The sequence below is a fragment of the Shimia sp. genome (assembly GCF_022448905.1).
Taxonomy (GTDB): Bacteria; Pseudomonadota; Alphaproteobacteria; order Rhodobacterales; family Rhodobacteraceae; genus Shimia.
The window spans coordinates 1-23,461 of sequence record NZ_JAKVCW010000002.1; the positions used below are offsets into that span (position 1 = coordinate 1).

Annotated in this window: 26 protein-coding genes; 13 read left to right on the top strand and 13 right to left on the bottom strand. The window is 59.2% G+C overall.

The genetic code is table 11. The features are described 5' to 3' along the window. Positions 1 to 175: 175 nt before the first annotated feature. A complete protein-coding gene (locus tag MK208_RS01685; protein WP_294113263.1) occupies positions 176 to 1,330 on the bottom strand; it encodes an MFS transporter in 1,155 nt (384 codons plus the stop codon). Positions 1,331 to 1,423: 93 nt separating this feature from the next. Between MK208_RS01685 and MK208_RS01690 the strand changes: the two genes are divergently transcribed. Then, entirely contained in the window at positions 1,424 to 1,900 is a 477-nt protein-coding gene (locus MK208_RS01690; protein ID WP_294113265.1) for an Lrp/AsnC family transcriptional regulator, read from the top strand. A gap of 69 nt (positions 1,901 to 1,969) precedes the next feature. Further along, complete coding sequence (locus tag MK208_RS01695) at positions 1,970 to 2,893, top strand: DMT family transporter (RefSeq protein ID WP_294113267.1); 924 nt, start codon at positions 1,970 to 1,972, stop codon at positions 2,891 to 2,893. Here MK208_RS01695 and MK208_RS01700 read toward each other — a convergent pair. Continuing rightward, on the bottom strand, positions 2,850 to 3,530 hold the full coding sequence (locus tag MK208_RS01700) for a thiamine diphosphokinase (protein ID WP_294113269.1): 681 nt from the start codon (positions 3,528 to 3,530) through the stop codon (positions 2,850 to 2,852). The two genes, MK208_RS01695 and MK208_RS01700, sit on opposite strands and share 44 nt — an antisense overlap. A gap of 226 nt (positions 3,531 to 3,756) precedes the next feature. Here MK208_RS01700 and MK208_RS01705 point away from each other — a divergent pair, with 226 nt between their 5' ends. Next, entirely contained in the window at positions 3,757 to 6,141 is a 2,385-nt protein-coding gene (locus MK208_RS01705; protein WP_294113270.1) for a hypothetical protein, read from the top strand. Positions 6,142 to 6,189: 48 nt separating this feature from the next. On the opposite strand, the gene MK208_RS01710 is transcribed toward MK208_RS01705, so the two are convergent. The 3 genes from MK208_RS01710 to MK208_RS01720 all read right to left on the bottom strand — a co-directional run bounded on the left by MK208_RS01710 (position 6,190) and on the right by MK208_RS01720 (position 8,357). Further along, positions 6,190 to 6,657, bottom strand: coding sequence for a DCC1-like thiol-disulfide oxidoreductase family protein (locus MK208_RS01710; protein WP_294113271.1), 468 nt, complete (start codon positions 6,655 to 6,657; stop codon positions 6,190 to 6,192). Positions 6,658 to 6,772: 115 nt separating this feature from the next. Further along, positions 6,773 to 7,015, bottom strand: a complete 243-nt coding sequence (locus MK208_RS01715; protein WP_294113273.1) for a DUF2842 domain-containing protein — start codon at positions 7,013 to 7,015, stop codon at positions 6,773 to 6,775. 28 nt (positions 7,016 to 7,043) lie between these two features. Continuing rightward, positions 7,044 to 8,357 (bottom strand): adenylosuccinate synthase, encoded by a 1,314-nt coding sequence (locus tag MK208_RS01720; protein ID WP_294113274.1) that lies wholly within the window; start codon positions 8,355 to 8,357, stop codon positions 7,044 to 7,046. Between the two features lie 151 nt (positions 8,358 to 8,508). Between MK208_RS01720 and MK208_RS01725 the strand changes: the two genes are divergently transcribed. Together MK208_RS01725 and MK208_RS01730 are read left to right on the top strand one after the other, a co-directional pair. Further along, positions 8,509 to 8,904 (top strand): DUF6524 family protein, encoded by a 396-nt coding sequence (locus tag MK208_RS01725; protein WP_294113276.1) that lies wholly within the window; start codon positions 8,509 to 8,511, stop codon positions 8,902 to 8,904. A 140-nt stretch (positions 8,905 to 9,044) separates the two neighbouring features. Next, a complete protein-coding gene (locus tag MK208_RS01730; protein ID WP_294113277.1) occupies positions 9,045 to 9,947 on the top strand; it encodes a transferrin-binding protein-like solute binding protein in 903 nt (300 codons plus the stop codon). On the opposite strand, the gene MK208_RS01735 is transcribed toward MK208_RS01730, so the two are convergent. The 4 genes from MK208_RS01735 to MK208_RS01750 are packed head-to-tail and all read right to left on the bottom strand — an operon-like array spanning position 9,944 to position 12,788. Continuing rightward, positions 9,944 to 10,276 (bottom strand): nitrile hydratase accessory protein, encoded by a 333-nt coding sequence (locus MK208_RS01735; protein WP_294113279.1) that lies wholly within the window; start codon positions 10,274 to 10,276, stop codon positions 9,944 to 9,946. The two genes, MK208_RS01730 and MK208_RS01735, sit on opposite strands and share 4 nt — an antisense overlap. Then, positions 10,273 to 10,950 (bottom strand): nitrile hydratase subunit beta, encoded by a 678-nt coding sequence (gene nthB, locus MK208_RS01740; RefSeq protein ID WP_294113281.1) that lies wholly within the window; start codon positions 10,948 to 10,950, stop codon positions 10,273 to 10,275. The genes MK208_RS01735 and nthB overlap by 4 nt, the downstream gene beginning before the upstream one ends. Continuing rightward, a complete protein-coding gene (nthA, locus tag MK208_RS01745) occupies positions 10,947 to 11,576 on the bottom strand; it encodes a nitrile hydratase subunit alpha (protein ID WP_294113283.1) in 630 nt (209 codons plus the stop codon). Before nthA ends, nthB begins: the two co-directional genes overlap by 4 nt. Before the next feature lie 51 nt (positions 11,577 to 11,627). After that, the gene (locus tag MK208_RS01750) at positions 11,628 to 12,788 is read right to left on the bottom strand and encodes a helix-turn-helix transcriptional regulator (RefSeq protein ID WP_294113285.1); all 1,161 of its coding nucleotides are present in this window, start codon (positions 12,786 to 12,788) and stop codon (positions 11,628 to 11,630) included. A 431-nt stretch (positions 12,789 to 13,219) separates the two neighbouring features. On the opposite strand from MK208_RS01750, the gene secG reads away from it, so the two are divergent. The 8 genes from secG to MK208_RS01790 all read left to right on the top strand — a co-directional run bounded on the left by secG (position 13,220) and on the right by MK208_RS01790 (position 20,068). Beyond that, positions 13,220 to 13,582, top strand: a complete 363-nt coding sequence (secG, locus tag MK208_RS01755) for a preprotein translocase subunit SecG (RefSeq protein WP_294113287.1) — start codon at positions 13,220 to 13,222, stop codon at positions 13,580 to 13,582. Positions 13,583 to 13,845: 263 nt separating this feature from the next. After that, positions 13,846 to 15,489 (top strand): CTP synthase, encoded by a 1,644-nt coding sequence (locus tag MK208_RS01760; protein WP_294113289.1) that lies wholly within the window; start codon positions 13,846 to 13,848, stop codon positions 15,487 to 15,489. Positions 15,490 to 15,758: 269 nt separating this feature from the next. Further along, positions 15,759 to 16,031, top strand: coding sequence for a hypothetical protein (locus MK208_RS01765; RefSeq protein WP_294113292.1), 273 nt, complete (start codon positions 15,759 to 15,761; stop codon positions 16,029 to 16,031). Positions 16,032 to 16,237: 206 nt separating this feature from the next. Next, on the top strand, positions 16,238 to 17,107 hold the full coding sequence (locus MK208_RS01770; RefSeq protein ID WP_294113294.1) for an ATPase: 870 nt from the start codon (positions 16,238 to 16,240) through the stop codon (positions 17,105 to 17,107). Between the two features lie 48 nt (positions 17,108 to 17,155). After that, complete coding sequence (gene metA / locus MK208_RS01775) at positions 17,156 to 18,100, top strand: homoserine O-succinyltransferase (protein ID WP_294113296.1); 945 nt, start codon at positions 17,156 to 17,158, stop codon at positions 18,098 to 18,100. Positions 18,101 to 18,171: 71 nt separating this feature from the next. Next, positions 18,172 to 19,041, top strand: a complete 870-nt coding sequence (gene ppk2 / locus MK208_RS01780; protein WP_294113300.1) for a polyphosphate kinase 2 — start codon at positions 18,172 to 18,174, stop codon at positions 19,039 to 19,041. Continuing rightward, the gene (locus tag MK208_RS01785) at positions 19,034 to 19,651 is read left to right on the top strand and encodes a TetR/AcrR family transcriptional regulator (protein ID WP_294113302.1); all 618 of its coding nucleotides are present in this window, start codon (positions 19,034 to 19,036) and stop codon (positions 19,649 to 19,651) included. Before ppk2 ends, MK208_RS01785 begins: the two co-directional genes overlap by 8 nt. A gap of 12 nt (positions 19,652 to 19,663) precedes the next feature. Beyond that, positions 19,664 to 20,068 carry a hypothetical protein gene (locus MK208_RS01790; RefSeq protein WP_294113303.1) on the top strand — a complete coding sequence of 135 codons (405 nt, stop codon included), beginning with the start codon at positions 19,664 to 19,666 and terminating at the stop codon, positions 20,066 to 20,068. Positions 20,069 to 20,073: 5 nt separating this feature from the next. Here MK208_RS01790 and MK208_RS01795 read toward each other — a convergent pair whose 3' ends face one another. The 4 genes from MK208_RS01795 to MK208_RS01810 form a co-directional block, all read right to left on the bottom strand. Continuing rightward, positions 20,074 to 20,565, bottom strand: a complete 492-nt coding sequence (locus MK208_RS01795) for a hypothetical protein (RefSeq protein WP_294113305.1) — start codon at positions 20,563 to 20,565, stop codon at positions 20,074 to 20,076. Next, positions 20,553 to 21,449, bottom strand: coding sequence for a DUF3365 domain-containing protein (locus MK208_RS01800; RefSeq protein WP_294113306.1), 897 nt, complete (start codon positions 21,447 to 21,449; stop codon positions 20,553 to 20,555). Before MK208_RS01800 ends, MK208_RS01795 begins: the two co-directional genes overlap by 13 nt. After that, a complete protein-coding gene (locus tag MK208_RS01805) occupies positions 21,446 to 22,120 on the bottom strand; it encodes a cytochrome c3 family protein (protein WP_294113308.1) in 675 nt (224 codons plus the stop codon). Before MK208_RS01805 ends, MK208_RS01800 begins: the two co-directional genes overlap by 4 nt. Positions 22,121 to 22,268: 148 nt before the next feature. Next, entirely contained in the window at positions 22,269 to 23,432 is a 1,164-nt protein-coding gene (locus MK208_RS01810; protein ID WP_294113309.1) for a hypothetical protein, read from the bottom strand. Positions 23,433 to 23,461: the final 29 nt, after the last annotated feature.

Sequence of the window (23,461 nt, forward strand, 5' to 3'; positions counted from 1 at the left end):
AAATCGCCGAAAACGACTACGGCAGCCTGGGGGATACCAGCACACTGGCAGATCCCGGCGTTGTGGACGATCTGATTGAGAACCGCATGAACCGCTAAGATTTTCCCCGATCGCGGGCGTCGATCCATCGCCCGCGCTCACTCCCTGTCGGGCCAGCCTTGTGCTGGCCCTTTTTTTACTCCGCCGCCGGGACCGCTACGCGCCCTGTCCGCCGCAGCGCCCAGATCGCACCGATCAACGCGGGCGCAACGCAGACCGCCGACACCAATGCCGTCATCGCAAACCCCTGCGCCTCAAACACCAGCCGAAAGACGGCGGTGCCGACAAACATCGCCACATAGGTGGTCGCGCTATAGAGCCCCAAAATCGCCCCGCGCTGGCTTGGCGACAGGGCGCTCAACTGTCCCACCAGGATATTGAGCCCCAGATGGTTCACCGCGCCCCACAGCAGGCACACCGCAAAGATCGCCACCCCCTGCCCCGCCAAAGCCGCCATCAGCAAATACACCAGCAACAAGGCGCCAAAGACCACCGGCGCGGCTTGTGTGGCGCCAAAGCGATCAATCAACCGGTCCAGCGGCGCCACCACACCAAAGCCCACGCCGTAGGTCAGCGCGCCAAGCCCGGCCATGCCGGTGGAAAACCCCAAAACTGTGGTCAAATGAGTCCCGAGGAAGGCGTAAAGCCCGTAAAACGCGCTCATAAACGCCACGACCGCCCCGAGGATCGGCAACAATCCTGGCACGCGAAACGCCTTGAACGGCGATACTGGCTGCACCGCAGGGCGGGATGGCACCTGCATGTGCCAAATCAACACAATCAGCCCCGCGCTCAGCGCAGTCATCAGGCCAAACACCGCCCGCCAATGCACCACATCCGCCAGCACCGCCGCAAAGGACACCCCTGCCACAAGGCTCAGGGTCCATCCAGTCAGAACTTTGCCAAGCGTCGCGCTTTCCTGCCCCTTGGGAGACACATCCGCAGCCAACCCGTAGGTGGCCGGCAAAGCAAGCCCCGCGCCAATCCCCGCCAGACCTTGCGCCAGTTTGAGAATAGCCAAGGATGGCGCCAGGGCGCTGGCCAGCAAAGCCACAACCAAAACAATCAGCGCCAGAACCAACGCGCGTTTTAATCCGATCTGATCGGCCCGCGGTGCCAAAAACAAGGCGCTCACCGCCGTGCTTCCGCCGTAGATCGCAGAGGCCAACATCACATCAGGCGCGCTTGCGCCTGCAAAATCCAGTGCCACATCCGCGGCAATCGGGCTCAACACCAAGGAATTGGACCCCACCACCGCAATGGCACACATCAACACCCAAACTGGCTTCATCACAGACTCCGTATTTTGGAGACTGGATAGCCAATCCGACACAAACTGTGTATGCCATAATGCAAATAGGTAAAAATTCCGAATGAGGTTCAGATGTCACTCAAAGACAAACAGGGTTTGGACGCCATTGACCGAAAACTATTAGGGCTTCTGAGCGCAGATGCCGAACAAAGCTACGCTACTTTGGGGGACAAAGTGGGACTGTCCCCGCCGGCCGTGCATGAACGGGTCAAACGCTACAAAGCGACGGGCCGCATTTCTGGCGTCTCTGCGCTGCTCAATCCGGAGATGACCGGCAAGCCGTTCCTGGCCTTTTTGCATGTGAACACTTCCGGCTGGGGCAAAACTGACGCCATCCTCGGCCTTGGCGACCTGCCCGAAGTTGAGGAAATCCACTCGGTGACCGGGAACACCTGCATGTTGTTGAAAGTGCGGATGCAGGATTCCAAAGCCATGGAGGACTTGCTCAAACGCATCTACGATATGCCCGAAGTGGTCAGCACCAAAACCTATGTCGCGCTCTCGACCTCACTGGAGCGCCCAGTTCAAGCCGGCATCACCGAATTCTGACACCCCAAGGCATTGTGTCGGCACAATCTTTCTGTTGCCTTGGTTAACACGCCCACCTAGCGTGCCCAAATGAACGAACATTCAGCGCACCAAGACCGTCCCCTGCTCGGCATTCTATTGATGCTTGGCTTTTGCGTGCTTGCCCCATTGGGCGATGCCGTGGCCAAACTTCTTTCTGGCGCGGTACCGCTGGGGCAGCTTGTCTTCATCCGCTTTGCCATTCAGGCGCTGATCCTCATTCCCATTGTGATCCTGACCCGCCGCCCATGGCGCATGACGCGCCGCGTGTTCAAACTGGTGGTCTGGCGCACCCTACTGCATGTCGCGGGCATTGCATTTATGTTCACCGCCCTACGCTACCTGCCGTTGGCGGATGCGGTTGCCATTGCCTTTGTCATGCCGTTCATCATGCTGGTGCTGGGGAAATATGTCCTCAACGAAGAGGTTGGCATGCGCCGCCTTTGGGCCTGCGTTGTGGGATTTGCCGGCACGCTTATGGTCATCCAGCCCAGTTTCGTTGAGGTGGGCGCCCCAGCGCTGTTGCCCTTGGGCGTTGCGGTAATCTTTGCGCTTTTCATGCTGGTCACCCGACAGATTGCCAAAGACACCGATCCCATTGGCGTTCAGGCAGTCAGCGGTGTGCTTGGGTCTGTCTTCATTGCCGTCGCGCTCTTCGTCGGCCAATCGCTGAACTGGCCCGCCCTGTCGCTGGCAAGTCCTGACAATAACTATTGGGGCCTACTGCTGGCAATTGGCGTCATCGGAACCGCCGCGCATCTCCTGATGACCTGGAGCCTGCGCTACGCCCCCTCGTCTACCCTCGCCTCGATGCAATATCTGGAGATCCCCATCGCTGCGCTGATCGGCTGGCTGATCTTTGGCGACTGGCCCAATGGCCTCGCCGCATTTGGCATATGCGTGACCATGGCCGCCGGTCTTTATGTGGTGTTCAGGGAGCGGGCCAGCCTTCAGGCGTCGCAAGCAGCGTCTTAACCAACAGCGGTAAAAACGTTTTGGGCAGGATCAGCAGCATCCCCGGCCCATCCATCTCCAAAGTCACAGGTCCGGTGGCGGCATTGGACGTGCCAATCAGGCCATCCGGCGCAAACGCGATGTCGTCAATCGGCCACTTCAACCCTTCTGAGCGCCCCGTCACGGCCCGCATCGGAAACAGCGACACCCGCGTCCCCACCGGCAGGTCCAGCTTTAGCCTCGGCGGCGCAACACAGAGCACATCTGTCTCCCCCACCAGCACACAGCGCCGGTCCGCCCGTCGCACCAACACGTTGTGGGCTGCCAACTCGTGATCCATCCGCGCGCCGGTGAAGCCCACGGCCACCACCAGCGGCGTTTCAATGTGGCGCAGCGCCTTGTCAAAATCGGTGCTGTCCTGCTCGGTGATCTCATGCAGCCGCTCCCAGGGAATGCCCGCCGCTTGCACCATGTCCAGGCTGTCCATGTCCCCAATCACCGCCTCCGGCATGTGCTCCGCGGCCAAACAATGCGCCGCGCCGCCATCCGCGGCCACCAATGTCGGGGCCAAAGCCAATGAGTCGTCTATATCGGAATCACTCAACGATCCCGCACCAACTAGCGTGATTGGTTCCAAACTGTGAACAATGGCCGTCATTTCTCCCCTCTCCGCCCCTCTCAAAAGCGTTTCGCCACAATTTGGCCTAGAAATGATACGCTGTCTTCCACAGAATCGGTCACGTTTCGACTTTCCTTTGGTGGTAGTTTGATCGGCGAGTAGTGCAAAGGACCCACAGAAGATGGTTACCAATAACAAAGTGCTCACGGTGTCTTACGGGACATTCTCCTGCACCCTAGAAGGGTTTGAGGAGTCGTTTGATACAATGAAGGCAATCGCTGAGTATTTCAGGGATCTGGCCGCGGACGACCGGTATTTCGGTGCCGAGCCCCCGACCCCGGATGCCGAGATGCTTGCCCGCATCGCAGAAAAAGAAATCGCCCGCCGCGTCAGCGCGCGTTTGGATCATGGCGCCATTGTCTTGAGCGCCGGTGAGCCCAAACCCGATGCCGAAGCACAGCCCGTTGCCGAGACCGCCCCAGCAGCGCAGCCGGAAGCCGTGGCCGAGCCCGCGCCGCAACCGGCTACAGTGGCAGCCGCGCCTGTTGCGGCACCTGTGGTCGAAGAGGCTGCGGAAGAGTCTGCCGCGCCGGTTGTGGAAGACACCCCGGTTGAAGCTGCTGTTGCGGACGTGGTTGAAACTGCCGAGGAAGACGTGATCGAAGAGGCGCCTGTTGTCGAGGAAACTGTAGAAGTCGCCGCCGAAGAGGTTGTGGCCGAAGAAACTCCAGCGGAAGACGCTTCTGTCGAAGTCGAAGCGGAACCAGTTGAGGTTGCCGAAGCAGAAGAAGCCGCTGCTGAACCGGTTGCTGAAACCGCCGAAGTTGAAGCCGCTGAAGAAGCTGCCTCCGAAGAGGACACCATCGCCGACAGCGTGATGGCCGCCATTGCCGAAGACAGCCTGCCTGAACCTGAAGCGGCACCTGTTGCCAAAGCAGTAGAGGACGTGGTCGAAGACGCCGTGGCTGAAGAAGCCCCTGTTGAAGCCGCAGAAGAGGTTGCCGAGGACGCGCCTGAAGTGGACCTGGCCGGCATCTCTGCCGCTGTGTCCGCTGTCGACGCCCTGTCTGACGATCAGCTGCAAACCGACGACGAGAATGACAACGCCGACCTGCTGGTGCTCGACGCACCGGTTGAGGACAGCACTGACCCGTTTGCCGAAGATGTGGTGGAAGAGGTTGCTGAGGACATCTCCGAAGCCGCCGACTGGGAAGACGCCGACGACGCACCGGAGTATGAAGAAAACTCCATCGCCGCCAAGCTGGAGCGCATCCGCGCCGTGGTGGCCCGCGTTGAAGCCGAGCCAGAGGCCGATGCGGTGGACGCCGAAGACGATCAGCCAGAGCTGACCACCGTCGCCGCCACCGATGAAGCCAACATCTTTGACGAAGACCTCGCGCCAATGGACCTCACCCCGGTGAACCTGGAAGACGATGCCGAGATCGAAGCCGCCGCTGAACTGGTGGAGGAGATCGTCGAAGCCCCTGCTGCCGTGGAAGACGCCGAAGTGGTCGAGGCCAAGGCCGAAGAGATCGAAGAGGTTGCCGCCGAGTCTGAACCAGAAGTGGTAAAGCCAAAAGTCCGCCCGCTGCGCGCCCGTGTGGTGCGTATGAAAAAGGCAGACTTTGAGGACGCCGTAGCCTCTGGCCGACTGGAAGCGGATCCGGAAAACGAAGACGCCGCCGAAGCAACCCCTGCGCCAGAAGCACCCAAGCCAACCAGCCTGACGCCGGAAGACGAGGCTGACTTGCTGGCCGAACTGGCCCAGGTGGAAGCGGAGCTGAAGCAATCTGATGTGGCCGAGGCCGAGGCAAAAGCAGAAGCACCCGCCCCCAAGGCCGAAGCGCCGGTTGTGCTCGACACGCCTACGGAGCCAGAAGCGCCCAAACCTGCAGAAGCCCGTCAACCTGCGCCGGAGCCGGATCTGTCGCGCCTGATGGCCAAGGCCAACAGCGAGATGGAAGAGCCACAGGGCAAAGGCCGCCGCAGCGCCATCGCGCATCTGCGCGCCGCCGTTGCCGCCACCCGTGCCGAAAAACGCGCTGGCACCGACGCCAAGAAGAAAGACGATACGGTGGCCTATCGTGGGGATCTTGCCTCTGTTGTGCGCTCTGTCCCTGGTGGCAAATCCCCTGAGGCCAAATCCACCAAAGCGGCCCCTGCGCCTCTGAAACTGGTTGCGGCACAGCGTGTAGACGCCACAGCCGAAGCCAACCCCGAACAACCCGCTCAGCCTGCGCCTGAAACCGCACAAAAAGCCCCCCGTCGCGTCCCTGTTCGTCCGCGTCGGGTGTCTTCTGACCAACTGGACCGCGACGAAGTTGCGAAGTCCGCTGCCCCGGTCAGCGCTAAAGGCACAACGTTGAGCGGGTTTGCTGACTACGCCGCCAGCATGGGGGCAACCCAGCTGCCGGAAAGCACCGAAGCGGCCGCCGCGTACCTGACCTTTGTTGAAGGTCTGGAGCGCTTCTCCCGTCCGATGCTGATGCGCATGTCGCGCGAAGTGAACGTTCCACAGTTCACCCGCGAAGAGGGCCTGCGCGCCTTTGGTCAGCTGCTGCGCGACAAGAAGATCGACAAGGTGGCCGGTGGGCGCTTTACCGCCAACGCCTCGATCAACTTCAAGCCGCGGGACAGCAAAGCCGGTTAAGCCCTGCCAAATACGCAAAACAAAAGCCCGATCATCCGATCGGGCTTTTCATTTTTGCAGCAACCGTTTGCGCAGCCGTTCGTCGGGCAAGGCGCACATATCCCCTTTGCCAAACATCGCATACCGATTGCGCGCAATCCGGCGGTAAATCCAATCCTGCACACTGCGTGGCAAAATCCGCAGCACCCGCAGCCCATGCCCAACGCCGCCAACCGTTTGTCCGACACGGATAATGGCATCAAGCGAGCTGTAGGCCTGCCCGTCGACAATCAGCAGCCAGCTTTCCGGATCATCAGGTTTCAGCCCGTAATGCCCCAACAAAGCCGTGCCCAACGCGGTCTGCCCCGGGCAAATCCGAAACACCTCATCCCGATCAAACCGCGCAATCATCCGCGCGCCAAAACTGCACAGCGCACAATCGCCATCCATCACCGTCACTGGTCCACTGTCGTCAAACGGCGGCACTGCGGGATCGTCCCGATAAGAATAAGGCGCACGTAAGGTCAACTCAGCCATGCCCAACCTTCTCGCGCGCGATGCACCGCCGCAAGTCTCCACATCCGCACACCCTCAAAAACGCAAAACGGCGACACCGAGGTGCCGCCGCCCACTATCTTTCTGCAAGGCCATCTTAGGGATCGTCATCAAACCGACGCGGCGTGGCGTCTGGATCTTCCTGACCAATGCCTTTGAACAGCGACTTAAACGGCAGGATCCACACAATCCCCAAACCGACATACAGCAACAACGTCACCAGCACCGAATCCGGCGCTATGGTGGTTGCCAGCACAGAGGCCACCAGAATGTAGATCGGCAGCCCCACAACCAGCACCAGAAGCGCCATGCGGCGACGGCCTTTGTAACTCAACGCCATGTCAGTCTCCTTTCAGAGGCTTACGCAATCAATCCGCAAATGGATCGGTGACCAGAATGGTGTCTTCCCGCTCCGGGCTGGTCGACAACAGCGCCACAGGGCACTCGATCAGCTCTTCTACGCGCTTCACGTATTTCACAGCATTGGCTGGCAGATCGTTCCAGCTGCGCGCGCCTTCGGTGGTCTCAGACCAGCCATCAATCTCTTCATAGATCGGCTTACACCGCGCCTGCTGATCCGCTGCGGTTGGCAGGTAATCCAGCGTTTCGCCGTCCAGCTCATAGCCCACGCAAATCTTCAGCGTCTCAAAACCGTCCAGTACGTCCAGCTTGGTCAGGCAGATGCCTTTGATGCCGGAGGTCGCGCAGGTCTGACGCACCAGCGCGGCATCAAACCAACCACAGCGACGCTGACGGCCAGTGGTGGTGCCAAACTCATGGCCACGGGTGCCAAGGCGTTCGCCATCCGCATCCGGGTTGCCCTCGGCATCCAGCAGTTCAGTTGGGAACGGCCCCTCACCCACGCGGGTGGTGTAGGCTTTCACAATGCCCAGCACATAATCGATGGAGCCCGGACCAATGCCCACGCCTGTGGCGGCTTGCCCGGCAATCACGTTGGAGGAGGTCACAAACGGATAGGTGCCAAAATCGATGTCCAGCAACGCGCCTTGCGCGCCTTCAAACAGAATCCGCTTGCCCGCTTTGCGCTTCTCGTTCAGCACTTTCCAAACCGGCGCCGCATAAGGCAGGATTTCTTTGGCAATCTCTTTCAGCTGCACAATCAACGCGTCGCGGTCAATTGGCTCCACGCCCAGACCTTTGCGCAGCGGATCGTGGTGCTGCAGTGCGCGGTCCACACGGGCTTCCAGAGTCGCCTCATCCGCCAGATCCGCCACGCGGATCGCGCGACGGCCCACTTTGTCCTCATAGGCCGGACCAATGCCGCGCCCAGTGGTGCCAATCTTGGTGCCTTTGGAGGCCGCTTCTTCCCGCGCCCGGTCCAGCTCACCGTGGAATGGCATGATCAGCGGCGTGTTTTCCGCAATCATCAGCGTCTCAGGCGAAATATCAACGCCCTGCTCCCGCACAGTCGCAATCTCTTTCACCAGATGCCACGGGTCCAGCACAACGCCGTTGCCGATCACGGACAATTTGCCGCCACGCACAACGCCGGACGGCAGCGCGTGCAGCTTGTATACCTTGCTGTCGATCACCAGCGTGTGGCCAGCGTTATGCCCACCTTGGAAACGCGCGATGACATCGGCACGTTCGCTGAGCCAGTCAACGATCTTGCCTTTACCTTCGTCGCCCCACTGAGCGCCTACAACAACAACATTGGCCATATCCGGTCCTTTGCAGAGAGTTCAAACCCGCGCCCTTGTAGCCATGTTGTTTGGCTTGGGAAACCACAAAAGCTGTCGCAGGCTGGACAGAACCCGCCTTTTTGCGCGAGGATTGCTGAAAAAGACAGGCAAGACATCTGAGGGGACAGAGATGGGGCTCTTGTTACGCTGGCTGATCGCCTTTCTGCTTTTGGCAGCAACCTACAACCCAACCGACTATAACTATGTCGTCTGGGCCCGCGCCAACTACGTCGAAGAACTGCCGCTCACCGTGCTTCTGGGCCTGCTTCTGCTCATCGGCTATGTGATCTACCTCCGCGCCACCCTGCGCTCCATCGGCGCCTTCGGCATGACTGTCGTACTCGCCGTGCTCGCCGCCATCGCCTGGGTTCTGCACGACTATGACATGCTCAGCTTGGACAACGGCGCCGTGAATATCTGGCTCGCCATCCTGGCGCTTTCTATTGTGCTGGGCATTGGCCTCGGCTGGTCCATCGTGCGCCGCATGCTGACCGGCCAAGTGGATGTGGACGACGTCGAGGCGTAGGCTCGCAAAAGAGCGCCAACAGGCCTCAATCACCGCAAAACCCTCCTTCCCAGCACTTGCAAAAACCACCATAAGGTGTGGAACTCCCCACCCATACACCCTATAAGCGCACATACATTTAGAAAATTTCCGGAACCACAATGTTTGCGCAGTTTCCAAAAGCAGCCCTTCTCCAAATCCTAGTAACGACTTTGTCCGCCTGCGGCGGTGGATCAACGTCTCCAGTCCCCTTCACCAGCACATCGGAGCTGCCCCCCGACGGCGCTGTTGAGCTGCAAGGACAGGCTCATACGGCTGCCTACACCACAAACTTGACTGATGGCACGACCACGTATGACACCCCTAGCGGCCCTCAGGACAGTTCACTTGCCATAACTTTCAGTAATGGCGAGCAAATCGCAATTTCAGGCTCAGCCGGAAACAGCAAGTTTGACATTGATACGCGGGATGGAGACGAAATCTATTACAGAGAAAATTCGACCTATTACTCCACTGATGCGGAAAATCGTGACGACGGTGATGCCGCTTACTTCTCAAAAACCGACTCAAGTGGCCTTGACCACTTAGTATACGGCGCATGGTATGATCTTGACCGTCAGAACCCAACAACTGGCGCAGGACATTACGGCGTGGCGACCCGAGCAACGGCTATGCCCCAAAGCAGCTCCGCGACCTATCGCGGCAAAGGGCTCGGAATCGCAAATCACGATGGTATTCACAGCGACACCAACTTTGACGTGACGGTGACAACATCGGATTTCAGTTCCATCTCGGTTCAAAGTTCAAATACGACCTGGACTGACGGAGCTCACAAAAGACTGAGTGATGGCACATACCAGTTCGTCGAAGACGCGAGCGCCCTAGATTTTTCCGGAACCGGACAAATTGATGACGCGGGCTTCAACGCGAACCTTACCTCCGCTGCAGGCTCCGGTACGGCAACCGGCAGCTTCTACGGCCCAAACGCTGAAGAAGTTGGGGCGAGCTTTGCGATCAGCGGTTCGGGCAGCACCCACATCGGCGCCTTCGGCGCCTCGCGTTAGACCGGCTTTGCCAAATTGACTGGCTGACCATGTGGCGTGGAAAGATAGGCCTCTGTCCACGCCGTTTTTAACTGCTGAAGCGCGCCCGTCGCGGCTATGCCGGTCTCCGCCAGAAACTCCTCAAGAGTTTCCAGCCACGCGTTGAAATAATCTGCGCCGCCATCCAATTCCTTAGCCAGCCCATTGGCTTTGAAGGTTGCCCCAAACCGCTCCGCCCAGGCCGACCACTCAAAATGCCCCGCTTCGTTAAGCGCCACCGTGATCGCAAAGACCTGCGCATGCCACGGCTCCGAAAACGCCGGTTCCGGTTTGTCGCCGCACCAGATCACGCCACCGGCTCCAGATAACTTTCCCACAAGTCCAGCACGACCTCATCGCGCGGATCGGCCTCTGCGCCCCACAACTCTTGCGCCGTGAACCGCACCGCATAGAGCGGCTCGGCGGCTTCCCCTATGAAATGCGCGTTGCTGTCGGGAAACACATGTGCACCATGCTGCAACACAACCTCGCCAACGGCGCCCGCCGCATAGGCTGGCAAACGCGTGTGCCCGCCCGGCACCGTCACATTGCGCGCGGGGCGACGGGTCTTCACCTTTGCCCCCACTGCAAACACTGGCGCCGCTGCCTCCCGCGTATAGGGACTGCCATTCATCAGCACCGCCTCAACCGTCTCCGGCTTGGCCGCCCGCTCAGAGACCGGCGCCCCCCCCGCCGCCTGTCCACTGGCCAGCTCTTCAACCGTCACCACCCCGCGATCCACCATCAGATCCGCGAGGCCGCCCATCCATTTTTCATAGTAACTGAACGCCGTGTAATCCTGCGGGTCCAGCAGCTCCCGCGCATGGCGGGAGGCATCAATGTTCCACTGTCCCAAAAAACCGCAAGCCACATTGAGCGCCAGCGCCCGCTTGTGCCAATCCTTGGCCTCCCCAAAGTCATAGCCATCCTGCGGGTCCACAGCGCCGGTGCCCAAACGGCCACCCATATCGTGAATGCGGCTCATGCGCCTGGCTCCTCCGTTAAAGGATCCTGTGCCAATGCGGTGCCAATCATGCTGTCGCGCGTGACCAAGGCCGCAAGTTCGTCTTCGCTGAGCCCCTCTGTGCCCGCTGGCCGCTGCGGCACCACCAGATAACGCACTTCGGCCGTGCTGTCCCAGACCCGTACCTTCTTGCCCTCCGGCAGACTCACACCAAACTCCGCCAAAACCGCCCTTGGTTCGCGCACCGCCCGCGCCCGATAGGCGTCCGATTTGTACCAGCCTGGCGGAATGCCCAACAAAGGCCACGGATAACAACTGCACAGCGTGCACACGACCATGTTGTGCACCGCATCGGTGTTCTCGACAAACACCATGTGCTCGCCCTGCCGCCCATAGAGCCCCATCTCCTGAAGCGTGGGCATCGGGTCTTCGATCATCTGACGGTGAAACGACGGATCGCGCCACATCTTCGCCACCACTTGCGCGCCGTTCTGCGGGCCAATCTTGTTTTGGTAGAGATCGATGATGGCGTCCAAGGCGGACGGATCGACCAAGCCTTTGTCCGTCAACAAAGTTTCCAACGCCTTGACCCGAAGCGCAGGGTCCGATGGCAGGTGTGAATGCGGGTGGTCGTGATCATGTGGCATGGCCGCACCCTGCCACCAGCCCCCAAATCTGTCCAGAGAGAGTGCGCGGCTCTAGACCTCCTCGTCCGGCAGATCAGGCACCGGCTCCACCGGCAGATCCACCTTCATCGCCGTCCGGATCAAATGCGTCTGCGACTTAGACGCCGTCTTCTCCAACACCGATGAAATCTGATTGCGCGTGCTGCCCACACTCACGTCGCGCTGCGCGGCAATCTCCTTCACCGACGCCCCATTGACCAACAATCGGCTCACCTCAGCCTCCGCCTCCGTCAGCGCAAAGATCGACGCCAACCCGTCCACCTCGATAGGGTCCCCAAGGCTCACATCCTTGATCACCAGAACCGCCATCTCCGCCGTGGACGGATCATCATCCATCAATTCTGCCAACGGACAGAGCGACGCCACATAAGCCATCCGCCCGCTGGGCCGTTCAAACACATAATGCGCCCGATCCGCGCCACGCCTGTCGTCCGCCGCAAAGGACTGCAACTGCGCCATCAGTCGACCGCCCTGCGGCCGCGCAGCACCAGAAAACCGCAACTGTCCCGACGCGTCCAGCGCAACCCCGTCCCGCTGATCTACCAGATCACCAAACCGCCGATTGTGATGCACCGCAGTGCCGTCGCGAGCCACCACCGCAACGCCCAAGGTCATCCGGTCCAGCGCCGCGCTCACCGCTCTAAAGCGCGCCTGCAACAGTCGAAACGGCCGCATCATGTCCAGGGCGGCCGCAAAATGCTGCATATACACCGGCGCATCGACTTTCGCCTTCTCGCTAATCCCCGGGTGATTCACCGCATAATTCAGCGTGATGGAATCAAACCACAGCGGTGTCACCGACAGCCGCGCCGCATAGCGTTTGTCCAACCCCATGTGCTCGCGCGACCAGGCTGTCCCCGCACTGATGTCATCGCCAAGATCATGGGCGTCGGCCTCCGACATAAACTGAAAGCGCTCGTTCATTGCGCCCACTTTGCGCACAACCTTCTGCTCGTCTTGCCCAAACAGCCGCATAAATTCCGCAACCTTTTCAGCGATCTCGATCGGGCTGAAATGGATCTGCGACACAACCGGCTCGACCACATCATTGATCAGAATAGAAGAGCCGGCCGCCTCATACCGGCGGGCAAACCGCGCCAGCGCCGGCACAAAAGCCGGCTCTAAAGAGGCCGAGCGATAGATCTCAGAAATCAAAGTATGATCGATGTCCATGGCGTAAGCCGTCTCTTGCTGATTGGAAACCCCGCTCCCTTGGCGGGCGGCGGTATTAACATCACCGCAGAAAAACACACGACACCGAAAAACCACTTAACAAATGAAGCGTGCTTTTCCGGTCTCATGTGCCAACTTGCACATGCTCCGACTCGTTTGCCGTGAAACTACTCGAACCGCCCCGTGAGTGGTGGCATTGAGCCAAAGCCCCTTTTTAGCACCAAACCGTTGTACATCCCTGCCCGGCGGTGTCTTGTGGACGCCGTCGGGCTTTTCACATCTTCCGCCCCCACCTGTCTGCACATCTCTCCCCTTCCGGCACGGCCAGAACCCGCTTGCGGACAAACTCCCGCAAATCCACCTTGCCCCTCGCGACAAACTTGCCTACATACGCCGCTAGAAAATCCGAACGCTCGCTTTTACAGGTCCCAATGGAAAACGTTGTCCTCATCATTCACCTTCTTCTGGCTCTGGCGCTGATTGGCGTCGTTTTGATGCAACGTTCCGAAGGCGGCGGCCTCGGCATGGGCGGCGGCGGCGGCGCCGTGTCCGGCCGCGCAGCAGCCACCGCGCTGACCCGCGTGACCTGGATTCTGGCTGGCGCGTTCATCTGCACCTCGATCGCCCTGACCGTGATCGCAGCCAACAACTCTTCCTCCAGCTCGGTGTTTGACCGTCTGGGCACCTCCGCGCCTGCCGCGGAAGAAACCGCACCAACCCTGCCCGGCGCAGGCGACTCGCTGTTGCCGCCATCTGAAGGCGACAACGCGCCATTGGTGCCACGCGCCGACTAAACGTCGCGCACTCTGAACAAGGTCTGGCGGTTCCTCGGAGCCGCCTGATTTTTTGCCCCCATCGGGCATCCACCACAGCTTGAGGCCTATCAGCCAACCGCAACAGCATCTTGCGGTCCGGTTGCCTTTTTGCTGCGAATCCTATATGACTTAAGTCCCGTGATGCTGGGTCAAATTTGCAGGCGAATCTGCACTGACTTGGGCGCTGCTACATCGACAATCGTCCGGCCTGAGGGTCGACAATCACGGGGGATGCCACGCACATGGCGCGCTACATTTTCATTACGGGTGGGGTTGTTTCTTCGCTGGGCAAAGGTCTGGCGTCTGCGGCGTTGGGGGCGCTGCTGCAAGCACGGGGCTACACCGTGCGCCTGCGCAAACTGGATCCCTACTTGAACGTGGACCCCGGCACCATGTCGCCGTTTGAACACGGTGAAGTGTTTGTCACCGACGATGGCGCAGAAACAGACCTCGACCTCGGCCACTACGAGCGCTTCACCGGCGTGCCAGCGCGCATGACCGATTCCGTCTCCTCCGGCCGCGTCTATTCCAACGTGCTGGAAAAAGAACGCCGCGGCGACTACCTCGGCAAAACCATTCAGGTGGTCCCCCACGTCACCAACGAGATCAAAGACTTCCTGCATGTGGGCGACGACGAAGTTGACTTCATGCTCTGTGAAATCGGCGGCACCGTCGGCGACATCGAAGGCCTGCCGTTCTTTGAAGCCATTCGTCAGTTCAGCCACGACAAACCGCGTGGCGAATGTATCTTCATGCACCTGACGCTGCTGCCCTATCTGGCCGCCTCCGGAGAGCTCAAGACCAAGCCAACCCAGCACTCCGTAAAAGAGCTGCAATCCATCGGTATTGCGCCGGACGTTCTGGTCTGCCGCTCCGAGCAGCCCATCCCGGAAAAAGAGCGCCAGAAGATCGCCCTGTTCTGTAACGTGCGCAAAGAGCACGTGGTTGCTGCTTACGATCTGAAATCGATCTACGAAGCCCCGCTGGCCTATCACCGCGAAGGTCTCGATCAGGCCGTACTGGATGCGTTCGGCATCGCCCCGGCCCCACGCCCTGACTTGACCGTTTGGGAAGACGTCAACGACCGCATCCACAACACAGACGGCAAGGTCAACGTCGCCATTGTGGGCAAATACACCCAACTGGAAGACGCCTATAAGTCCATCAAAGAGGCGCTGACCCACGGTGGCATGGCCAACCGGGTAAAAGTCAACGTCAGCTGGGTAGACGCTGAGGTCTTTGACAAGGGCGACGCCGCCCCACATCTGGAAGGCTACGACGCCATTCTGGTGCCCGGCGGCTTTGGCGAGCGCGGCACCGAAGGCAAGATCAAAGCGGCGCAGTTTGCCCGCGAGCACAAAGTGCCTTACCTCGGCATCTGCCTTGGCATGCAAATGGCCGTCATCGAAGCCGCCCGCAACAAAGCGGGCATCGCCGACGCGGGCTCTGAGGAGTTTGACCACGAAGCCGGCAAAACCCGCTTTGAACCAGTTGTCTATCACCTCAAGGAATGGGTGCAGGGCAACGCCAAGGTCACCCGCAAGGCCACCGACGCCAAAGGCGGCACCATGCGCCTGGGCGCCTATGATGCCGCGCTGACTGAAGGCTCAAAAGTGGCCGAAGTCTACGGCGCCGCGTCTATCGAAGAACGCCACCGCCACCGCTACGAGGTGGACATCAAATACCGCGAGCAACTCGAGGCCTGCGGTCTGCGTTTCTCCGGCATGAGCCCGGATGGCCGCCTGCCAGAGATCGTGGAATGGGAAGACCACCCTTGGTTCATCGGCGTGCAGTTCCACCCGGAACTCAAGTCCAAGCCGTTTGATCCACACCCGCTGTTCCGCGACTTCGTGCGCGCCGCCAAGGAAAACAGCCGCCTGGTCTGATCAAGACAATCGGCTTGAACCTCACACAAGAGGCGCGCGCTTCGGCCCGCGCCTTTTTTGTGTGCTGCACCAAGTGTCCCAGCTTCTTCTTACCCCAAATATCCTGGGGTGAAGGGAGGCGCCGACTCCCTGAGGGGCAAAGCCCCTAACCCCATCAGCCTCAGATATGACGCGCCCGGCATTTTTCTCCCCCTAAGCCGCGCTTGACCAAACGGTCAATTCGCACCGAAACTCCGCCTCAATTGTTCAACTTATTGAGGAAGCCACGGATGAACTTTCCTGCGCGTATTTTGGCCGCTGCCACCCTATCCCTGACCGCCCGGCCTGCAATTGCCGCCAATGACGCCTCCGACAAACTGCTGAAATTGATCCGCGACAACGGCTGTCAGATGACCGCCATTGAGGCTGGAGAAACCCTTCCCAGACATGGCTTCACGCCGGACCAAACCCGCGACATTATCCGCGACTGGGACAAAAAAGGCTGGCTTGACGGCCACGGCTTTGCCGGCATCAAGCTCTCCGCCACCGGCTGCAAGGGCTAAGTCTGCTCTGGCGGGTGGTGCTGTTGCACCGCCCGCCCCATTTACCATGACGTGCACGTCAATTTTTGCACCGTTGGAAAACTGTCGGGATACCGACGTATTACCGACACGAATTTTGCAGGTTAACACGCCCCTTCCCAATAGCATTTGACCCTCCTGCTGCGGCCCGCTACCAAACTGGCAACACCGGCAAAAGGGCATCGGCCATGATCTACACATCTGCGCAAGACTGGCGCGACGCGGCGCAGAAAAAAGTGCTGCTCTTTGGCATGTCTGGCTTGGGAAAAACCCATATTTCCAACACGTTGCGCGACAACGGTGATTGGTTCCACTACTCTATCGACTACCGCATCGGCACCCGCTACATGGGCGAACACATCGCGGACAACGCCAAACGCGAGGCGATGAAGGTCCCGTTCCTGCGCGAACTCCTGATGACCGACAGCATCTACATCGGCTCCAACATCACCTTCAACAACCTCGCCCCCCTTTCCACCTACCTCGGCAAGCCCGGCAACCCCGAAAAAGGCGGCTTGCTGTTTGCCGAGTATATGCTGCGCCAACGCCAGCACCGGACCGCCGAAATGGCCGCCCTAATGGACACAGAGCCCTTCATTTCCCGCGCCCATGATCTTTATGGCTATGACCATTTTGTCTGCGACACCGGCGGCTCGATTTGCGAGGTTGTTGACGCAGATGATCCCAAAGATCCGATCCTGACATCCCTGTCGCAAAACACATTGATGGTCTGGATCAAAGGCTCTGACGCCCACACCGAAGAGCTGGTGCGTCGTTTTGATAAGGCGCCTAAACCGATGTATTATCAGCCGGAATTCCTGCTGGAGTGCTGGCACGCCTATCTCGATGAAACAGGTCAGGACCAGAGTGCCGTGGACCCGGATGCCTTTGTACGCTGGACCTACGCCCGCGCTTTGGCCCACCGCCAGCCCCGCTATGAGGCCATGTCTCGTTGGGGCGTCACCGTGACCGCGGAAGCTGTTTCCCAAGTGGCAACAGCGGCTGATTTCGTCGACGTGATCGCCACAGCCCTTGAGCATCCGGCGATCCCCGCCTAACTATGGCCCTCACGCCTATTTACCCCACTGACAGACTAAGAGACTGACATGCCCATCAAGATCCCCGCCGACCTACCCGCCTTTGACGTGCTCAAGCACGAAGGCGTTATGGTCATGGCCGAGGATCAGGCCTCCCGTCAGGACATCCGTCCGATGCGTATCGGGCTTCTTAACCTGATGCCGAAGAAAATTCAGACGGAAAACCAGTTTGCCCGCCTGATCGGCGCGACCCCGTTGCAGCTGGAATTGTCGCTCATCCGTATGTCCGAGCACAAAACCCGCAATACGGCGGCGGAGCATATGGCCGAATTCTATCGGCCATTCCAAGAGGTTAAGGCATCAGGTGAAAAGTTCGACGGCCTCATCATCACCGGTGCGCCGATTGAGCATCTGCCGTTTGAGGAAGTCACTTATTGGGACGAACTCTGCGAGGTCTTTGACTGGACCCGCACCCATGTGCACTCCACTTTTGGTGTGTGCTGGGGCGGCATGGCGATGATCAACTACTTCCACGGCGTGCAAAAACACATCTTGGATCACAAGGCTTTTGGTTGCTTCCGGCACCAAAATCTGGCGCATTCCTCGCCGTTCCTACGCGGCTTCTCCGATGATTGTGTCATCCCGGTAAGCCGCTGGACCGAAATCCGCCAGGACGAGGTAGACGCCCGCCCGGAGTTGCGCACCTTGTTGCATTCGGAGGACGTTGGCCCCTGTCTGATCGAGGCCCCCAAAACCAGAGATCTGTTTATTTTCAACCACTTCGAATACGACAGTGACACGTTGAAACAGGAATACGATCGAGACGTGTCCGAAGGCACACCAATCAATGTGCCCTCCAACTACTACCCTGATGATGATCCCTCCAACCCGCCGCAGAACCGCTGGCGCAGCCATGCGCATTTGCTTTATGGCAACTGGATTTCCGAGATCTATCAAACCACACCGTTTGACATGTCCCGCATCGGCCATGAAATCACCGACCTGCGCGCCTGACCCCGGCGCGCGGCCATCGCGATTGCACTGCGGTGCAGGACGCCCCATATTGGGGAAAACGGAGAGCTTTCATGGACTTGCCCTTTGACGGCGCGATCAGCGCCTACTTTGAAAACGACGCCCCCGCCAAAGTGCGCGTGGCCATTCAAAACGCGGGCAAGAACGACATACTCTCTGATAGCTACCCACACAAAGACCGTTTGGGACGCAAAACTTACGAGGCCGACCTCGAAGCGTTGCAAATCGAACTGGTGAAAATGCAGCATTGGGCGAAAGAAAGCGGCGCCCGCATTGCCTGTGTCTTTGAAGGCCGTGATGCCGCAGGCAAAGGCGGCACCATCAAGCGTTTCCGCGAGAACCTGAACCCGCGTGGCGCCCGCATTGTCGCCCTATCGAAACCCACCGATGCTGAGCGCAGCCAATGGTACTTCCAGCGCTACTTTGACCACCTGCCGTCTGGGGGTGAGTTGGTGCTCTATGACCGCAGCTGGTACAATCGCGGTGTGGTCGAAAAGGTCTTTGACTTCTGCGAACAGGCCGAGCGGGAGCGCTTCTTCCACCAAGCGCCCAATCTCGAAGAAACCCTCGTAAACGACGGAATTTACTTGTTTAAATTCTGGCTCAACGTCGGCCGCGCCGAACAGCTGCGCCGCTTTCTGAGCCGCGAAACCGATCCGCTGAAACAATGGAAGCTAAGCTGGATCGACGTCGAAGGTCTCAAGCGTTGGGATGCCTACACCGCCGCGATCAGCGAGACGTTGCAGCGGACCCATTCTGAGGCCGCGCCCTGGACCATCATCCGCTCTGACGACAAACGCCGCGCGCGCTTAAACGCCATCCGCACCGTGCTGCACGCCCTGCCCTATGACCGCAAAGACGTGGACGCCATTGGTGACATCGACAGCAAAATCTGCGGCGGACCGGACATCTGGAATGCCTAAACGCGGCTACCATCACGGCAATCTGCGCCAGGCCTTGGTTGAGGCCGCCTTGAGCCTGATAGAGGCCAAGGGCCCCACCGGCTTTACCTTGTCGGAAGCTGCCAAAACCGCTGGCGTGACCCCGGCTGCGGTCTATCGCCACTTTGAAGGACGCGAAGACCTCATCGCCGAAGCCGCCCGCCAAGGCTACGAAATCTTTGCCGATTTGATGCAGTTTGCCTTTGACAAAGGCCAACCCTCCGCGCTCGCCTCCTTTGAGGCCACCGGTCGCGCCTACCTAGCCTTTGCCCGCAAATACCCCGGCCACTACATCGCGATGTTTGAAAGCGGCATTTCCGTGAACCGCACGCCCGAGCTTGCTGCCGTCGCCACCCGCGCACGCGGCGTTATGGAACACGCCGCCGCTGAGCTTTCCAAGCACATACCGCCGGAAAAACGCCCTCCCGCCAGCATGTTCTCCGCCCATATCTGGGCCATGAGCCACGGCGTGGTCGAGCTTTATGCCCGGAACTCCCCGGGCACCCAAAGCCCCTTTGCCCCGGAAGATTTGCTCGAAAGCGGCATTGGCGTTTACTTACGAGGTCTGGGCTTGATTGAGGGCGATCGTTAAGTGCCCAGGCAAATGCCTAAATTTCTTTTCGATCTATTAAAGCCTTGGCTGGGTGAACACAGAGCCGAACAGTGGTTTCTGCTTTGGTACAGATTTGGTGTGCTAGCGGCTTGTGCAGTGGTTTTTGCAATCGCAAGTATTGCACTCGTCGCTTTTTTCAAACCAGAAAAGCGGAACGTCACTGGCCACCATTGGAGCCCGGTTCTCTTCCTCTATTCTCACAGCACCGAGAGTTCTGCCCTCCGTATCTATGCGACGGTGCGCCTTCCAAATGGCGAGGTGACAACGGTTAAGACTAGTCGGATGTCAAAGGCTGCTGGAACACTGGATCAAATATGCCTAAGAAAATTGGAAACCAAATCCGGAAAAACGAGATACCGCTGGGTAGGTGAGCAGCATTGTGACGGCAATATCTGAGAGCCTCACTGGTAGGCCAGCGCCACCCAGATATGCACGGCCACCAAAGGCACCAATGCGGCGGACAAGCCAATGTGCGTGATCAACCAGATCAGATAAATCGCATTGCTGCGATACCGCAGCACCTCGCGATTGAGCACGCCTGTGAGAGCGATTAAGAACACCACCACGCTTAACGTGCTCATCCACACATGGCCAAAGCGCACCGCGTGCAAGGCGAACAACAAAGTCGCCGCCGCCCCCACCCAGCGATGACGCCCCAGCACCTTACGCGCATCCCGATTGTCCTTTGTGACCCGTTTGAAAAACAACACCCATTGATAGCCAAACAATGCCAGCAGCAGCGTACCGGTGATCACCTGCTGAGCAAACCCAGTCAGAGGGTGCGCCAAAACAGACTTCGCCTCGGACGACAACAAAACCCCGGCAAACACGACCGCAAACAGGATCAGCGGCACGTAAGGCGTACGCTGCCAAGTGGCCCTTAGAAACCGCATGGCACATGTCCTCCCTCAATCGCTTGCAGCGCTTGCACGGCCAGCGCATCCTGCGCGTCGCTATCGGGATGCCGCCGCTCCTGCATCATGGCCTGCAGAACAGCGGGCGACGCCTGCGTCTTCACCTCCGCCAGAAACACCTCTGCTTCGGGCAAAATCCGCGCACCTTCGCTGGGCCAGTCCGCGCCAATCTCAACCGGCACCTCAAAGACAGCCGCCTTACCCAAATAACTCTCGTAGGTGTGGCTCACCGACAAATACATCGCATCCAGCACGCCCAGATACTGATCCGCCGTCACCTCCGCATTGGGATAGGTCCAGGTGGTCGCCCCCATCACATCATTGAGTTTCCAATCCTTTTTCGGACTGTCGGGATGTTCGTTATGACAGGTCACACAAGGCGCCACACCGGCCACGTCCGGATACATCGCCACAAACCCGCTTTGCGCATCCTGCGAATAGATCGGCGCGCGCGTGGCTTTTACCGCCTCAAACGCAGCGGCTTGTGCCTCGCCAAACAGGTTGGATTTGTTGATCGGTGCATCAGACCCCAGATACAGTCCCATCTGCGGCGGCAGGGTCTCCATATGCGCCGCTGTGGCCCGCAGGAACAGCGCTGGTAACGGCCCTTGCTCCACGCCCGGCTCTTGCCACTCTTCCCCAAATTTCAGGCCCGCTGCAATGCCGCCGCCCACAATGCGTTTGGTATAGATCGTGCGCGCCGCTTCATTGATCGCATTCACCCCGTCAAACAACGCGGTCACCGGATGACGACAGCCCGCGACCTCGGCCTCGCCATCCGGCAAAGGCGCGGGCGCGGTGGCAAACAGATAGATGCCGAGACAGGCAAACACACCGACAAAAAAGATACGCGGCAAGGTCATGGCGCTTTCCCCTCAAAAAGTTTTGGACTGCCAAAGGGATCTGCGCCGCCCTCAAAGTAGGCCCAAATCGCCTGTGCTGGCAGTGCCTCAGCAAGCTTGCTTGGCGCTTTAAAGGCGTGGTTGCCGTGAAAATCATGACACCCCAGACAGCTGTCCCAGTTGTCTTGGGCCACAAGCGTGACATGCGGCGTGTCCACAGGATCGTTTTTGACCTCCAGATCGCCGTGACAGGCCTGACACAGCGTGGGCTGGGCCGTCACAATCTCCGGCCTGTGCTCCGTGTGGCACCCAAGACAACTGCGCGCCGCCACCTGTTGAACAGCCTCGGCAAAACGGGGCTCGCGGAACCGATAGATCGGATGGCGCTCATTGGGCCGCGCATGACAGTCCAGACATTGATCCGATTGCACGGCGGCATAGCCAAAATCCACCGGCGTTTCCCGCAATCCCAACACATAGCGCACCTGCGCCTGGACCTGCTGGCGCACAGTTCCGGGCGTTTTGCTGTGACAGGCCACACAAGCAACACCATCGTGCGCTGCGATAAGCGGCCCGTGAGCCAAAGCTGTTTGAGTCTTGGACTGTGTCAGGGCCAATCCCGCCCAGAGTGCTGTCGGCAAAATCGCCAAAACAGCCCATAATCGCACCGTCCGGGCAGATGGCAGCGCCATGCGACCCTCCGAAACCAAAAACAAATTACCAACACGCGAAAGTGTCGCGAAACAAAGTTAATCAATCGTTAATTGTAAAAAATTCGTTAAAGATGAAAGGCACGCCGGCTTGTACGCCTTTGATCTAACGTCGCGGACTTTGAGACCGTCACAAAAGCCCCCGCACCCAATCCAACCGCGCCTTGGGCACCAAACCGTAGTTGTAAAGATTCACGCCGGTCGCGCCGCCCCTACGCAACAATTCAATCCGCTGCGCAAAGTCCTCCCGCCCAGAGAATTCCGGATAGCCCAACCGCAACCCAACCTGCCCGCCAGCGCCGTTCGGCAAGCGGGAGGCATAAGACATCAGCCCCTCCGCTGCTTCCGGCCCCATATCGTAAGCGCAGAGCATCACTTTTAGCCCAAGATCAGCCGCCGCGTCATGATCACTACCGCCAAGCCATCCGGCTTGCCCGTCGATCAACATCAACTCGGACGTCGCCGCACAGGCGTCTTTGGCCTGTTCCAAAACCGCATTCACATGATCAAAGCGCAAATCCAGATAGGCCCGCAATTCCGCATCAAAATCAAAGGCATCCAGCCCACGTTCTGGGAAATCAGGGCATACTCGCTGGGGTGTATCCCCTGTACACATCTGATCGATTAGCCCCCGCACACGCGCTTGCAACGCTGGCATATCCAGACCGGTAGCCTGCCCTGCCGCCTGACAGTGCTCACAGAAGCACAGCGCCATCAAGAAATCCCCTTCGGGCGGCAACCCAACCATGTCTTTCTCATGATGATAATCATGGGCAAACCCAAGGAAAAAGGGACTCTCCAACTCGATCCGGTTGGGCTGATAGTTCTGGGAAATGTCACGCACCAGATTGCTCACATAGGCCTGAGCCTTCGGGTTGGCCGGACAGAGGTTATAGGAATTTACATCCCCAAACGCATTGCGCGTCACCAGATCGGGATTGGCAAAACCCAGCGCGGAGTTATGCAGACACACTGTCCAGCACGACACATCCAATCCACCCGCATCCCGCGCCTCAATCATCTCGCGCAGCACGTCCTGCTCCTGTGCCAAGGACGACACCAAAGGCTGCACCGCCTGCCCTTGCCAAATGCTGGCATCAGGACGGAAATACAATGTGCCGTCCTCAGGGAAATACGCCCGCCGCTTGGGGCTGCGCACCTGCAAAAACCGCCCTGCGTGATACACAGTGGCCAAGCTGATCATATCAAAGCCCAGTTCACGCAACTCAGACGACACCACCTCCTGTCCAATATCAGCGACATCCCAGGGGTAAGTCCAAAGTGCGTTGCTCACAGTCTTTCCCTTCAGATCAGCGGTTTGGC